Source organism: Neisseria weixii (genome assembly GCF_042658245.1).
Lineage (GTDB): Bacteria > Pseudomonadota > Gammaproteobacteria > Burkholderiales > Neisseriaceae > Neisseria > Neisseria weixii.
On record NZ_JBHSPY010000031.1, the window covers coordinates 1 to 13,731 of the forward strand.

Sequence of the window (13,731 nt, forward strand, 5' to 3'; positions counted from 1 at the left end):
GTACCGAACAGGAAACCTTTGAAAAATACACCACCTTCCTGACCGATTCGAAAGGCCGTCTGATTGAAGTTCCTTTGCGTCGCGGCAAAGCCAATTCTGCATTCATCGACCAAATCAGCTTTTCCGTTCACGAAGACACCTTTTCCCTGCTCGCCGGTTATCCGTTGGTTGCCGATGATGAATACATCATTCGCGCGTCCATGATTCTGACCGATGTTTTCGGTTTCGGTATTTCCGAAAAAGCCAAGCATTCGGGTGGCCGTTTTTATGATTCGTGTTGGTTGATGGGTACCGATAATGCCCAATATGGCCGCGTCCATTTCGGCGGTCAAAACAATACTATGCTGATTGAGATTACCGCCACGGGCTGCAATGCCGCTTTAGACGGCTGGGAATCACGTCTGTACCAGTTCATTACGCAGGCAGTCCGCCCAAAAATTACCCGTATCGACATCGCCAAAGACTTTTTCCAAGGCGAATACACACCCGAACAGGCCAAAGCCGACCGTCTCGCGGGTAAGTTCACCAACCACCATATGATGCCCGACGGGGAATCGGTCGGCACGGATTGGGAATCCAATAACGGCAAAGGAAAAACCTACTATGTAGGCTCCCGTGAATCATCCAAATATGTCCGCGTTTACGAAAAAGGCAAACAGTTAGGCGATAAAGCAAGCCAATGGGTACGTTTTGAAATCGAATTCAAAGCGAAAGACATTGTGATTCCGTTTGAAGTATTAACCGTTCCGGGCGAATACTTCGGAGGCGCATACCCGATTTGCGCCCAATTTCAGGAAAAAGCAAGGCGCATTGAAGCCGTTGAAAAGAATCTTGAATTGACTTTTGAACGCTGTATCGAAGTGGCTAAAAACCAAGTTGGCCGCGCCATCAATGCCGCCAAATCCATGTTTCCGCATAAAGACCGTTCGGAAATTTTGGCTATGTTCGAAGCCGACCATGATTTGCTGCCCAAACGCTTAAATCCCGAAGTTTTTACATGTACCGAAAACCACGCACCGGCCATACACGATAAGCCAGAAGGCAGTGTGTGGCTCGGCGAATCCGCCCAAATGCTGCTTGAAATGGCCATTGAGCAAAAACGCAAAATGACCAAGCTGATTGAAGCCAAGCACGAACAAGATTATCTGAATCTGATGTATGACCAATACGCATACAGATTTTAAAAGGCAAAACGCTGCCGCCTGAAAGTGTAGCGTATTGAATAAGGAAACCATCATGCAAATGCAAATTCAAGGCCAAATAATGGGCGCAAAACGCTTTAACGGCCAAATCGACGGTAAAACCTTCGACTACTGCCGCGTTATCGTGGCCACACCGCTGGACAGCAGCCAAGGCAACGCTTTAGGCAGTTCCGCCACCGAATACGATTACGGCGGCTCTATTAACTTCGAACAATTCAAAAGCCTGACATTTCCGTTTGAAGCAGTTTTGAACGTTGAACTCGTAACCAACGGCAAAAGCCAGAAACTGAAAATCTTAGGCTTTCAGTCCAAAACTCCAAACAAAGGCTAAACCATGACGATTACCCGCGTTTACATTGTTCAGTCACGGGAAACGGGCGACTTCCTTTATCCGTCTGATACGGGTGATGTGGGTCATACGCCGTTTGTCAACGAAGCCGGATATTTCTACGACCGAAACGAAGCGGTAGAAACCGCTTTAGAAGAAATCGGGGATAACTTCATTGTCTTTGGATTTTTATCCGAATTTTAAAAATTCAGACTACAGGTGCGGTCTGAATCATCGAAAAGCACCTACTCCAGTTTAATTTTTTAACTCATTAAAGGAAAAATATCATGCAAATGATGAACACCTGCCGTAAATACGGCTCAAAATTGGCGGTTGTTGCCTCTGCCCCTTTGGCTCTGGCCACTTCCGCTTATGCTGCTCTGCCTGATGGAGCAAAAGCAGGTATTGAAGCCGCTAAAGCTGACGGTCTCGAAGCAGGTTGGTTAGTGGTCGGCGTATTCGCTGCTTTGTTCGTGATTGCCATCGTTAAACGCTTGCTTCGCTAACAGGTAATCAAAATGTACTACCAAGTTGGAAATAAATGTCTTGAGCAAAACCAAGCTGAAAACGTCTATTTTAGCTTGGTAGTACCTCAAATAACCCAAGACGGGCAAATCCTACAGCCACAATATAACGGCTCTGCATGGACACTCAACGGCCAAACACTCAAAGCAGCATTACCGCAATGCAGCCTGGCCGACAATCTGAAAAGCGGTCTTGAAACAGGCTGGATTTTATTCGGTGTCATGGCTGCTGTTTATTTTGTATCCATCACAAAAAGGCTTTTCACATGATGGACTACTATTTCTTTCTCGGCCTGGCCGTTCCGGTTGTAATGGCCTTTGTACTGTTCAAAGACTGATACCGCCGATTATGAAAACATGCTAAATTCACACTTTCGACAACAAAACAGTAACCAACGTTAGAAAGTGGGGTTTGAGATGTTTTATATTTCTGAAGAAGAACTGAAATTCAAAAAGGATACTAATCCTGAATATTTAAATGAAAAATTGTGCCATGTTTTCATGAATGAATTATCTAAATTGAATGAAACTTATCCAATTGATGACTTCACTTCAATTGTTAAAAAGTCTGCACAATTTTATTTAAATAGAACCTATCTAGATGATATGGTTGTTTTTTTTGAAGATGGTTCTCTTCTGAAATTCAAATTTTTAAGTAACGGATTTGAATGTGAAGAACACTATGATTCTGAAATTTCGACAGCTTTTTACTATAGCCGTTATTCTATTAGGGTTTAGTTTTTCTACTAATGTATTGGCGGAAGAAATTATTGTCCAAGATAAAGATGGCAGATTAAGAGTTTTAGAGAAAACTCGGTCAAACGGAATTAGAACTTGGCGATTTTTAGACGGTGGTGCTGGTGGTAATCTTTTTTATCATGATTCAGTAACCGAATCTATGCCAGTTCGCTACGCTCCGACAGGCGATCGTTCCACGTCAAAAGTACCCGCCAAACTAACCGCCTCTGTCTCCCGCCAAACCGTCTTAAATAGCGCATTCAGCATTGCTAAGGGCGGTGCCCGTATAGCTACCCGGGCTTTTCCTCTCTTCGGTAACGCATTGCTTTTAAAGCAAGCCTATGATGTCGTCAAAGGCGACATCGAATCAGCCGGTTATAAATATAACGAAGTATCTGACGAATTTGAAAAATATTACGATGGCGCCTATTGCACACCTGAAAATTTATGCGTGGGTTTAGACTCATCTGTTATTTCAGCCTTAAGAAAATCAGGTACACAATCTCAAAAAGATGCCGTAACTTACGTTGATATGCTTGTTGAAAAAGCTGCTCAAAAAGACTTTGCACAAAAGAAACAAGATCCAGATTATAGACTTAAAGACCATTCTTTCCAGTCTTGTAATACTAGTCATCAGGGGGCTAATTGTTATGTTTACAGTTCTAAGGATAGGTTAAGGTCTCCTTATGTTTTTACTTTAAAAGAGTTTCAGATTTCTGAAACTTTAACGCAAGAAGAATTTTTGAAACTCGCCACAGGCTCAATTGACAGCCGTCCAACCCCATTTGTAGAAGGTTCAGGACGTCCGGATTACAAAGAAGAATTAAGCGTAAGCCCTACGACAGTAACCATTGAAACTAAAGACGGCCCTGTTGTCATTAGCTTTGGCCGTGACAAAGACGGCAAAACAAATGTTACCGTAAACATTACAGGAACAGGCACAGGAACAGGTACAGGTACAGGAACAGGAACAGGAACAGGTACAGGAACAGGTACAGGTACAGGAACAGGTACAGGCACAGGTACAGGCGCAGGCACAGGTACAGGCACAGGTACAGGCACAGGTACAGGCACAGGTACAGGAACAGGTACAGGCACAGGAACAGGTACAGGCACAGGAACAGGTACAGGTGGCCAACTTGGCAAAGACGGTAAAGACGGCGTTGACGGTAAAGATGGCAAAGACGGCAAAGATGCCGAACCGCAAGGCTTACTTTGTCAGATTTTTCCCGATATTCTCGCTTGCGACAAAATGGGCAAACCGCAAGAAGGTATGTTTGACGACATAAAAATACCGCATGTCACAGACGAAAAAACATGGTCGCCTGATAACTTTCTGCCTCCTAACGGCGTTTGTCCCAAACCTAAAACATTTCATGTTGCAGGTCGTCCCGTCCAATTGAGTTACGAACCGCTCTGCGAATTAATGAGGCAAGTCCGCTTTGCGGTATTGCTCGCATTCACAATCATGTCGGCCTTTATCGTTTTCGGCTCTTTAAGAAAGTAAGAAAGGGGAAATCATGCCAGCATTAGCCGGATTGATTCCATTATTTGGAATTCTTTTAAAACTTCTGATTGTGCGCATTATCATCGCCACCGGTTTAACCTTTGTAAGCTATGGCGGTTACATCATTGCCTTAGACCAATTTAAGCAATATACCCTAAATGCCATCAGTTCCATGCCTGACGATATTCTGAATCTGCTGCTTATCGGCGGATTCGGGCAAGGCTTAGGCTATCTTTTTGGTGCATTCTCTTTCTATGTCGGCATGGCTGCATTGAACAAACTCACTTTTGTTTTTCCAGGTGGTAACTGATGATTTATTTGTTTACAGGCAACATGGGCACACAGGCAAAACTTCGCGCGTCGTTGCCATGATTCTGAACAACGAAGACGGCTTGTTCAAAATGAAACTGGAAGACGGCACCGAAGTAGACCGTCCACTCTACTTCTGCCATATCGACGGTTTGGATAAACGCAAATTCAACGCGCATGAACTGACAGAAGAAGAAATCATGTCCGCACCATTGCGGGATATTATTCCGCAAGGCGCGGTGCTGATTGTTGACGAAGCACACTACACCTATCCTGTTCGCGCTTCAGGCCGCTCTGTGCCGCCCTATATCCAAGAGTTAACCGAACTGCGCCATCATGGCCATACCGTTATCTTGATGACCCAACACCCTAGCCAGCTTGACGTATTTGTAAGAAATCTCGTATCAAAACACACCCACCTTGAACGCAAAGCCGTGGGCATGAAACAGTATTCTTGGTACAAATGCGTTACCGCTTTGGATAATCCCGCTGCCGTTACAGGCGTTGAATCCTCAAGCTGGAAACCGCCGAAAGAAGCGTTTAAATATTATAAATCATCCAGCCAGCATCAAAAGTTTAAGAAAAAAGTACCTGTCGCGGTTTGGGCATTGGTCGGAATTTTTGCTTTCATGGCTTGGAAAGGTTTTAACGTCTATCAGATTTATCAAAAAGGCACAGGGCAACAGGAAACGCAGATTGTATCAACGGAAACAGTCAATCAACCCGAAAAAAACCAAGTTCCTGAAAATACAAATCCTGTCGATAAATATGCGCCTGAATTGGCAGCTTCATCAGTTCCTGAAAAACCGCACTTGAGCCAAGAAGACTATGAGCCGCGTATACAGGGAATGCCGCATACCGCCCCTTTGTATGACAATTTAAATAAAGTCGTCCAAAGCATGCCCTATCCGGTTGCTTGTGTGAGGAATTCAGACAAATGCACCTGTTATACAGACCAAGGCACACCTATTCACGGTTTTGGTAAAGACCAATGTATTGACTTCGTTCAAAACGGCATTTATAACCCGTACAAAGCCCCTAGGCAGCTTGACAGCCCCGAAACCATAAACAAAGCCCTTGATGGCCTAGAATATAGACAAGAATCGCGTATTTATGCTTTGACAGGCGAAAGCCCGCCAAACCTCATGTATGACGGTTATGTAGAAGCCGGCAAACAGTTCCAGCAGCGTGGTGGTGTGGTTGGCGGTTCTTAAACCGAAAGGCCGTCTGAAACTTCAGACGGCCTTATTATCGTGGGTTATTGACTAAACAGCATGATTAACGCTAATATAGCGCGTGTATCAACCGATACAGTCAAAAGCAGTTTCCCGAATCGAAAGGTTATCTGCATTTTTAAGTTCCTGTAGGTTTGTTTAAAACTGGCAGGAACAGCAAAATCCCCTAGTTCGCGCTTGGGGATTTTTGCTTTGTCCCCACCGCTCGGCTTGTCAATTGTCAAATCTAAGTCATCTCAAAATCCTTTCATGTTTCGTTAATCTATCCGCCCTGCTCAGGATTGTGGAGCCGGGAGGGGCTGAACTGCCAGTGTAGGCGTTTTTTTATATGTCAGTCTTGCTTCGCTTGGTCGGGGTGCGATTGGCCAAAAACAGCCCATACCCAAAAGATAGGGGGAAGGTTTGTAAAGATTCGGAGTGATTTTTGCCGAATCTTTATGAATACCCCCTATCTTTTGGGTATGGGCTGTTTTTAAATCGCAAAACCACGTCCAAGCGAAGCAAGACCGACATTAAAAATTCTGCGCCGGAACGGGTCGCTTCTGAAACTTATAAATAAACCTACATATTCAAGATTGCAATAAAAACCCGATACCGTTAAAATTCCTACGCGGTTCGGATTAGCTGCCCGAACCGCAAAACGTCCAGCTTGAAGAGACCAAAGCCAAAAGGCTGTTGCAAAGATTAAGCGGACGTTTTTTGTTGTCTGAAAATTGGGTAGTATCAAAGAACACACGCAAGTGTGAATCTGCATAGTAAGGGAAATTATGAGAAACGCCGTAGGCTTGGATATTTCACAAAAGACATTTGACGCAGCGGCCATAGTCAACGGCCACACGAAGCAAACCGCATTTGAAAACAATGCCGACGGCTTCGAAAAGTTTAAAAAATGGCTGGACGCATTCCATAGTGAAGACCTGCATATCTGCATGGAAGCCACAGGAAACTACTTTGAAGACGTGGCCGACTACATCGGCCAGTTCTACACAGTGTCCGTTATCAACCCTTACAAAATCAGCGAATACGGTAAAAGCCGTTTCCACCGCACAAAAACAGACAGACAAGATGCCAAACTCATAGCCGAATACTGCCATACCGCCATGAGTAAAGATTTACCCGCACGGCAAAAAATCAGCCATGCCCATTACCGCCTGAAACGCGTATTGACACTGTATGAACAACTGAAAGCCGAAAAGACGGCACAAATCAATCGGCAGAAAGTAGCCAAAGACGAATTTGTACGCCAAATGCATCAAACCCAAATTGAAGAGCTGGATAAACACATCCGGCTTGTAGAAGCAGAAATTCAAACCATCGTCAAAGACGATTCAAATTTAAAAACCGTTTCAGACAGCCTTCAAACCATCCCCGCCATCGGCAAGCTCACCGCGGCCATACTCACAAACTATCTGCTTAGCGGCGATTTCAAAACAGCCAACCAATTTACAGCCTTTGCCGGATTGAATCCCCAAAAGAAAGAATCAGGAACCAGCGTCAAAGGCCGTTCAAGCATGACACGCTACGGAAACAGACGACTAAAAGCCGCCCTGTTCATGCCCGCAATGGTTGCACTCAATCGGAACTACTTCCCCGATTTCGTCAAACGCCTAGAAGCCAAAAACAAACCCAAAATGCTGATACTCGGTGCGCTCATGCGCAAGCTGATAGTTATCGCCTTTAATATCTACCGCAAAAGCGGAACTTACAATCCTGGACGCTACAAATCTGCCTGACATTTGCAGAAAATAACAAAGCTGTCTTTGTCCGAATGTCAAGCAAAAACAGCTTAAGCCGCGTTCGCTTTGCAAAAATTTAACATTTAAATGTTATGTGAAATCAGTAACTTGCAAAAATAATGAAAATATCATCTTGTCGTTCATAGTAGTATCTTTGCAAAATCCCCATCTTTGGCACATTTCTTCGTTATACGCTGCCCGAAAGCTTGCCTGTCTTGATGATATGTCTGCGCTTTCTGTGCTGCCCTCACTTCGAACTGTACTCAAATCCGGGGTTTTGCAAAGGTCTCGGCCCGAGCCGATTTAATTGACCGAAGTGCTAGGAATTTCAGTATAATAGCGCCCAAATTTTTCCCTAACTTTTCTTGATAAAGATAAACATGAATACTTCAGATAACAATATGTTTGAGTGCATTTTCAAATTGCGCGAAAACGGCACCAATGTGCGCACGGAAGCGATGGCGGGTTTAACCACCTTCCTGACCATGTGTTACATCATCATCGTTAATCCTTTGATTTTGGGCGAAGCGGGCATGGATGTCGGCGCGGTATTCGTCGCCACCTGTATCGCTGCGGCCATCGGTTGTTTTGTGATGGGTTTTGTCGGCAATTATCCGATTGCGCTGGCTCCGGGCATGGGCTTGAATGCTTATTTCACTTTTGCCGTGGTAAAAGGTATGGGTGTGCCTTGGCAGGTGGCTTTGGGTGCGGTGTTTATGTCGGGTTTGATTTTTATCTTCTTCAGCCTGTTTAAAGTGCGCGAAATGCTGGTGAACGCGTTACCGATGGGCTTGAAAATGTCGATTGCATCCGGTATCGGCCTGTTTTTGGCCTTGATTGCGCTAAAAGGCGCGGGCGTGATTGTGGACAATCCGGCCACTCTGGTCGGCATGGGCGATATTCACCAGCCGTCGGTATTGCTGGCGTTGGGTGGTTTTGCGGCGGTGTGCGTGTTGAGCCACTTCCGCATTAAAGGTGCGATTATCATCACCATTTTGGGCATTACCGTGTTGTCCAGTCTGATGGGCTTGAGCGAATTCAAAGGGGTGGTCGGCAGTGTGCCGAGCATTGCGCCTACTTTTATGCAGATGGATTTTGAAGGTTTGTTCACCGTCAGCATGATCAGCGTGATTTTTGTGTTTTTCTTAGTGGACTTGTTCGACAGCACCGGCACTTTGGTCGGCGTGTCGCACCGTGCGGGCTTGTTGGCAGACGGCAAACTGCCGCGCCTGAAACGCGCTTTGCTGGCTGATTCAACCGCGATTGTGGCCGGTGCCGCTTTGGGTACGTCGTCAACCACGCCTTATATCGAAAGTGCATCGGGCGTGGCAGCGGGTGGCCGCACGGGTTTGACTGCCGTCGTGGTCGGCTTGCTGATGCTGGCATGTTTGGTGTTCTCACCGTTGGCGCAAAGCGTTCCGGCCTTTGCCACCGCACCGGCTTTGCTATACGTCGGCACGCAGATGTTGCGCAGCGCCACCGAAATCGATTGGGACGACATTACCGAAGCCGCCCCGGCCTTTTTAACCATTGTATCCATGCCGTTTACTTACTCTATTGCAGACGGTATCGCAGTGGGCTTTATCAGCTATGCGGTGATTAAATTACTGTGCGGCCGTGCCAAAGAAGTGCCGCCGATGGTGTGGATTGTCGCCGTATTGTGGGCATTGAAATTCTGGTACATGGGTGGCTGATTTACGCTGCTGGAAAATGCTTCAAACAGGCCGTCTGAAAGTAATATGTTTCAGACGGCCTGTTTTTATAGTCGTTGAAAATAGAAATAATACGGCGTTGCCGCGACCTTATGTACTCGGTGTACACGGCGGTCGCTGTCGCCTTGTCTTACTTTCTATTTTCAGCGGCTATATTGTTATAAACAACTGAATAAACGGTTTTGTATGAAAATAATTCAAGTAAAATGCTATTTAGAGTAAAAATCCGTCAAATAGGCCGCCTGAAAAATAGTTGCCGGTTTCAAGTATTTATTAACAGAATTTAACTGAAAGGGGATACGTATTTAAAATCGCTCGACAACCTAACCGATTATTTGTTGGAATCAGTCGAAAAAATCGTTGCTTTCGATTATATATAAATTAAATGATTTTAAATAATAAAATACAATGAGTTATGCGTTAATTTGGTTTGTGTTCAGACTGTTTCTAATTAAGTTGTTTATTTTTAATCGATAAAAGTTATCAAGTGGGTTGAAAAAATATTTGACACACAAAAAATTATGGCTTAGATTTAAATCAAAGAAAAACTACATGAAACTACATCATACAAAGGAACCCGCCATGATTTCCTGCGCGATTTTGCCGCCGCCTCTTCATTTCAACGAAATCTTCTCTTTGTCCGCCGCTGCTTTCGGTTTGTTGCCCGTTAAAGCCGTCACGCGTTAAACGTTAAATCGGTTCATTCTCTCGCCGTATCTTTCTGTCTGTGGGATTTTAAAAATCCAAAAAACTTGAAAAAACTTGAATAATTTTCAATAAGCAGTAGCCGGGTTTGCTGCGGTTGGATTAAACTCAGATGTTAACTGTTTATTGAAAATGATTTTAGTCAATCAAAGCTTGATTTGACAACGATGTGATTGATAGGAGGAGAAGAATGATGACCCAAGCTTCAGCTGGCCTGCGTTTCCGTCAAACCGTCCAAGAATCTAATCCGTTGGCGGTGGTGGGCTGCGTTAATGCTTATTTTGCCCGTTTGGCCACCCACAGCGGCTTTAAAGCGATTTATCTGTCCGGCGGCGGCGTGGCTGCCTGCTCTAACGGTATCCCGGATTTGGGTATCACCACCATGGAAGACGTGCTGATTGATGCGCGCCGCATTACCGATAATGTGGATACGCCTCTGCTGGTGGATATTGATGTGGGTTGGGGCGGTGCATTCAACATTGCGCGCACCATCCGCAATTTCGAGCGTGCCGGTGTGGCTGCGGTACACATTGAAGACCAAGTGGCGCAAAAACGTTGCGGTCACCGTCCGAACAAAGCCATCGTATCTAAAGAAGAGATGGTTGACCGCATTAAAGCCGCCGTTGATGCGCGTGTGGATGAAAACTTCGTCATCATGGCGCGTACCGATGCGCTGGCGGTAGAAGGTTTGGATTCGGCTATTGAGCGTGCGCAAGCCTGTGTGGAAGCCGGCGCCGACATGATTTTCCCAGAAGCGATGACCGAATTGGGCATGTACAGACAATTTGTTGATGCGGTGAAAGTGCCGATATTGGCCAACATCACCGAATTCGGTTCAACGCCGCTTTACACCCAGCAGGAATTGGCTGAAAACGGCGTGCAGCTGGTGCTGTATCCGCTCTCCACCTTCCGCGCAGCCAGCAAAGCGGCATTGAATGTGTATGAGGCGATTATGCGCGACGGCACGCAAGCCAATGTGGTCGATACCATGCAGACCCGTGCGGAATTGTACGAACACTTGGGCTACCATGATTTCGAGCAGAAATTAGATCAATTGTTTCAAAAATAAATAAAGCCGTAGAAATAGAAGTTGTTGGATTTTCAGACGGCCTGTTCCCGGCGGAAAGGCCGTCTGAAAAATAATCATATTAAAAAAGCAATCAATAGGAGAAACATCATGACAACCGAGACCCCAACTTTCAAACCTAAAAAATCCGTAGCCCTATCGGGCGTAGCGGCCGGCAACACCGCGCTGTGTACCGTCGGTAAAACCGGTAACGACTTAAGCTACCGCGGTTACGACATTCTTGATTTGGCCGAGCATTGCGAATTTGAAGAAGTGGCGCACTTGCTGATTCACGGTCATCTGCCGAACAAATACGAATTGGCTGCCTACAAAGAAAAACTGCAATCTTTGCGCTGCCTGCCGATTCGCGTGATTAAAAATCTGGAAAACCTGCCGGCACACACACACCCGATGGACGTATTGCGCACAGGCGTATCGATGTTGGGCTGCGTTCACCCTGAGCGTGAAAACCAACCGGAAAGCGAAGCGCGCGACATTGCCGACAAACTGGTGGCCTGCCTAGGCAGCGTATTGCTTTACTGGTACAACTACTCGCACAAAGGCAAAGCCATCAGCGTAGAGAGCGAAGAAGAAACCGTCGGCGGCCACTTCCTGCACCTATTGCACGGCAAGCGCCCGACTCCTTCGCAAGTAAAAGCCATGCATGTTTCTTTGATTTTGTATGCAGAACACGAATTCAACGCATCAACCTTCACCAGCCGCGTGATTGCCGGTACCGGCTCTGATTTGTACTCTTGCATCACCGGCGCTATCGGTGCCTTGAAAGGCCCGAAACACGGAGGCGCGAACGAAGTCGCCTACGACATCCAGAAACGCTACCGCAACGCCGACGAAGCCGAAGCCGACATCCGCGAACGCATCGGCCGCAAAGAAATCGTCATCGGCTTTGGCCACCCCGTGTATACCGTGTCCGACCCGCGCAACGTCGTCATCAAAGAAGTCGCGCGCGACCTGAGCAAAGAAGCCGGCGATATGCGCCTGTTTGATATTGCCGAACGTTTGGAAAGCGTGATGTGGGAAGAGAAGAAAATGTTCCCGAATCTGGACTGGTTCTCTGCCGTGTCTTACCAAAAACTGGGCGTACCTACTGCGATGTTCACCCCGTTGTTTGTGATTTCGCGTACCACCGGTTGGGCAGCACACGCCATTGAGCAGCGCAAAGACGGCAAGATTATCCGCCCGAGCGCGAACTACACCGGTCCCGACGATATTCCGTTCGTGCCGTTGGACGAGCGTTAATCAAAAAGCCGATAAGCTCTTTTCGTGCCTTAATGCGAAATCAGCTTATCGGCTATCGGTTTTCAGACGGCCTAAAAGGTGTACAGGCCGTCTGAACACATCGATCGGAATAAGTTAAAATAATAATAAAAACATCAAGAGATTGGCACATGAACACAAAAGACGCGCTGCTGATGGCTGCTGTGGTCGGCATTTGGGGCATTAATTTTTTCTTTATGAAAACCGCCCTGGTCGATGTGCCGCCGATGGTGCTGGGTTTGTTGCGGTTTTTATTGGTGATTTTCCCGGCAGTATTTTTCATTAAACCGCCGAAAATCGCTTGGTATTGGCTCGCGCTTTACGGTATAGCCATCAGCTTCGGCCAGTTCGGGCTGATGTTTACCGCGTTGCAATTGGGTATGCCGACGGGCTTGGCCGCCTTGCTGGTGCAGCTTCAGGTGTTTCTCACCGTCTTGGTGGCCGGTGTGATGATGGGTGAACCGGTGTTGCGCCATCATCTTTTGGGTATGTTTGCTGCGGCGGTGGGGCTGATGCTAATCGGCATCGGCCAATATCAAGGCAATATGCCGTTGGTGGCTTTACTGGTGGTAGTTGGCGCGGCGGCTTCTTGGGCGGTCGGCAACATCGTGGTGAAATACATCGGGCAGGTGAACCCGCTCTCATTGGTGGTGTGGGGCAGTTGGTCGGCTTTGGTTGCATTTACCGCCGTTTCTTTGATGATGTATGGTGCCGATGGTTTGGTTTCTTACACGCTGTCACTCAGCGGCTGGGGCATAGCAAGCATTTTGTTTTTGGCCTATGTGTCGAGTTTGGTCGGCTACACCGCGTGGGGCGATTTGCTCTCGCGTCATCCGGCAGGCAAGATTACCCCGTTTGCGCTGTGTGTGCCGGTGATTGCATTGCTGGTCGGCTATATCTTCTTAGGCGAACGCTTGGGCGCATGGCATTGGGCGGGTATAGTGGTGGTGATGGCCGGTTTGCTGATTCATGTGTTCGGCAGCAAATGGTTAGGCCGTCTGAACAAATAAAAAAAGGATAACAAAATGCCTCATTTAACCGTTGAATACGGCGGCGTAGAAATGCCGCAAGAAGCCTTGCCTGAATTACACCAAACCTTATTAAACAGCGGTTTGTTTGAAGAACACGATTTGAAAATCCGTCTGTGCCGCTATGAGCAAGCAGAGTATTTGGTCGGCGGCACCAAACAAGCCTTTGCCCATCTGACCTTACGTTTGCTGGAAGGGCGCAGCGAAAGCGCCCAAGCCGAATTGAGCCGCGCCTTGGCCGAAACCGTGCAAAAATTGACCGCACAAGCACCGAGCATACAGATCAGCGTGGATTTGTGCGGCATGGTTCGCACCACCTACACCAAAACCCACCGTTAATCAAACAGGCCGTCTGAAACCAAC

Annotated in this window: 15 protein-coding genes and 1 pseudogene; all 16 read left to right on the plus strand. The window is 46.7% G+C overall.

Annotated features, from left to right (window positions below; genetic code table 11):
- Positions 1-1,184: replication initiation factor domain-containing protein (locus ACFPVS_RS11370; protein WP_378595785.1), on the plus strand; the 1,184-nt coding region annotated here is incomplete at its 5' end.
- 52 nt (positions 1,185-1,236) lie between these two features.
- The gene (locus ACFPVS_RS11375; protein ID WP_096295740.1) at positions 1,237-1,533 is read left to right on the plus strand and encodes a hypothetical protein; all 297 of its coding nucleotides are present in this window, start codon (positions 1,237-1,239) and stop codon (positions 1,531-1,533) included.
- Positions 1,534-1,536: 3 nt separating this feature from the next.
- Positions 1,537-1,734, plus strand: a complete 198-nt coding sequence (locus ACFPVS_RS11380) for a hypothetical protein (RefSeq protein WP_123811805.1) — start codon at positions 1,537-1,539, stop codon at positions 1,732-1,734.
- An 83-nt stretch (positions 1,735-1,817) separates the two neighbouring features.
- The gene (locus ACFPVS_RS11385; RefSeq protein WP_096295739.1) at positions 1,818-2,036 is read left to right on the plus strand and encodes a major capsid protein; all 219 of its coding nucleotides are present in this window, start codon (positions 1,818-1,820) and stop codon (positions 2,034-2,036) included.
- Between the two features lie 12 nt (positions 2,037-2,048).
- Entirely contained in the window at positions 2,049-2,324 is a 276-nt protein-coding gene (locus tag ACFPVS_RS11390) for a hypothetical protein (protein WP_096295738.1), read from the plus strand.
- A gap of 147 nt (positions 2,325-2,471) precedes the next feature.
- The gene (locus ACFPVS_RS11395; RefSeq protein WP_096295737.1) at positions 2,472-2,792 is read left to right on the plus strand and encodes a hypothetical protein; all 321 of its coding nucleotides are present in this window, start codon (positions 2,472-2,474) and stop codon (positions 2,790-2,792) included.
- Positions 2,737-4,299, plus strand: coding sequence for an IgG-binding virulence factor TspB family protein (locus ACFPVS_RS11400; RefSeq protein ID WP_378595786.1), 1,563 nt, complete (start codon positions 2,737-2,739; stop codon positions 4,297-4,299). The genes ACFPVS_RS11395 and ACFPVS_RS11400 overlap by 56 nt, the downstream gene beginning before the upstream one ends.
- A gap of 13 nt (positions 4,300-4,312) precedes the next feature.
- Positions 4,313-4,609: a DUF2523 domain-containing protein gene (locus tag ACFPVS_RS11405; RefSeq protein WP_096295734.1), complete on the plus strand. Its 297-nt coding sequence runs from the start codon at positions 4,313-4,315 to the stop codon at positions 4,607-4,609.
- Positions 4,609-5,822, plus strand: a pseudogene (locus ACFPVS_RS11410) (zonular occludens toxin domain-containing protein). The gene ACFPVS_RS11405 and the pseudogene ACFPVS_RS11410 overlap by 1 nt, the downstream one beginning before the upstream one ends.
- A 788-nt stretch (positions 5,823-6,610) precedes the next feature.
- The gene (locus ACFPVS_RS11415) at positions 6,611-7,576 is read left to right on the plus strand and encodes an IS110 family transposase (protein ID WP_123804513.1); all 966 of its coding nucleotides are present in this window, start codon (positions 6,611-6,613) and stop codon (positions 7,574-7,576) included.
- A 383-nt stretch (positions 7,577-7,959) separates the two neighbouring features.
- A complete protein-coding gene (locus ACFPVS_RS11420; protein WP_096295732.1) occupies positions 7,960-9,273 on the plus strand; it encodes an NCS2 family permease in 1,314 nt (437 codons plus the stop codon).
- A 570-nt stretch (positions 9,274-9,843) separates the two neighbouring features.
- The gene (locus tag ACFPVS_RS11425) at positions 9,844-9,978 is read left to right on the plus strand and encodes a hypothetical protein (protein ID WP_269768607.1); all 135 of its coding nucleotides are present in this window, start codon (positions 9,844-9,846) and stop codon (positions 9,976-9,978) included.
- Positions 9,979-10,189: 211 nt separating this feature from the next.
- Complete coding sequence (gene prpB, locus ACFPVS_RS11430) at positions 10,190-11,065, plus strand: methylisocitrate lyase (protein WP_198345389.1); 876 nt, start codon at positions 10,190-10,192, stop codon at positions 11,063-11,065.
- 108 nt (positions 11,066-11,173) lie between these two features.
- Entirely contained in the window at positions 11,174-12,322 is a 1,149-nt protein-coding gene (gene prpC / locus ACFPVS_RS11435; RefSeq protein WP_096295730.1) for a bifunctional 2-methylcitrate synthase/citrate synthase, read from the plus strand.
- Positions 12,323-12,471: 149 nt separating this feature from the next.
- Complete coding sequence (locus ACFPVS_RS11440) at positions 12,472-13,350, plus strand: EamA family transporter (protein WP_096295729.1); 879 nt, start codon at positions 12,472-12,474, stop codon at positions 13,348-13,350.
- A 15-nt stretch (positions 13,351-13,365) separates the two neighbouring features.
- On the plus strand, positions 13,366-13,707 hold the full coding sequence (locus tag ACFPVS_RS11445) for a 5-carboxymethyl-2-hydroxymuconate Delta-isomerase (protein ID WP_096295728.1): 342 nt from the start codon (positions 13,366-13,368) through the stop codon (positions 13,705-13,707).
- Positions 13,708-13,731 lie beyond the last annotated feature (24 nt).

What these genes read in the sequence shown, in the direction of transcription:
- ACFPVS_RS11375 (WP_096295740.1), top strand. Translation starts at nt 1,237, where the DNA reads ATGCAAATGCAAATTCAAGGCCAAATAATGGGCGCAAAACGCTTTAAC.
- ACFPVS_RS11380 (WP_123811805.1), top strand. Translation starts at nt 1,537, where the DNA reads ATGACGATTACCCGCGTTTACATTGTTCAGTCACGGGAAACGGGCGAC.
- ACFPVS_RS11385 (WP_096295739.1), top strand. Translation starts at nt 1,818, where the DNA reads ATGCAAATGATGAACACCTGCCGTAAATACGGCTCAAAATTGGCGGTT.
- ACFPVS_RS11390 (WP_096295738.1), top strand. Translation starts at nt 2,049, where the DNA reads ATGTACTACCAAGTTGGAAATAAATGTCTTGAGCAAAACCAAGCTGAA.
- ACFPVS_RS11395 (WP_096295737.1), top strand. Translation starts at nt 2,472, where the DNA reads ATGTTTTATATTTCTGAAGAAGAACTGAAATTCAAAAAGGATACTAAT.
- ACFPVS_RS11400 (WP_378595786.1), top strand. Translation starts at nt 2,737, where the DNA reads ATGATTCTGAAATTTCGACAGCTTTTTACTATAGCCGTTATTCTATTA.
- ACFPVS_RS11405 (WP_096295734.1), top strand. Translation starts at nt 4,313, where the DNA reads ATGCCAGCATTAGCCGGATTGATTCCATTATTTGGAATTCTTTTAAAA.
- ACFPVS_RS11415 (WP_123804513.1), top strand. Translation starts at nt 6,611, where the DNA reads ATGAGAAACGCCGTAGGCTTGGATATTTCACAAAAGACATTTGACGCA.
- ACFPVS_RS11420 (WP_096295732.1), top strand. Translation starts at nt 7,960, where the DNA reads ATGAATACTTCAGATAACAATATGTTTGAGTGCATTTTCAAATTGCGC.
- ACFPVS_RS11425 (WP_269768607.1), top strand. Translation starts at nt 9,844, where the DNA reads ATGAAACTACATCATACAAAGGAACCCGCCATGATTTCCTGCGCGATT.
- prpB (WP_198345389.1), top strand. Translation starts at nt 10,190, where the DNA reads ATGACCCAAGCTTCAGCTGGCCTGCGTTTCCGTCAAACCGTCCAAGAA.
- prpC (WP_096295730.1), top strand. Translation starts at nt 11,174, where the DNA reads ATGACAACCGAGACCCCAACTTTCAAACCTAAAAAATCCGTAGCCCTA.
- ACFPVS_RS11440 (WP_096295729.1), top strand. Translation starts at nt 12,472, where the DNA reads ATGAACACAAAAGACGCGCTGCTGATGGCTGCTGTGGTCGGCATTTGG.
- ACFPVS_RS11445 (WP_096295728.1), top strand. Translation starts at nt 13,366, where the DNA reads ATGCCTCATTTAACCGTTGAATACGGCGGCGTAGAAATGCCGCAAGAA.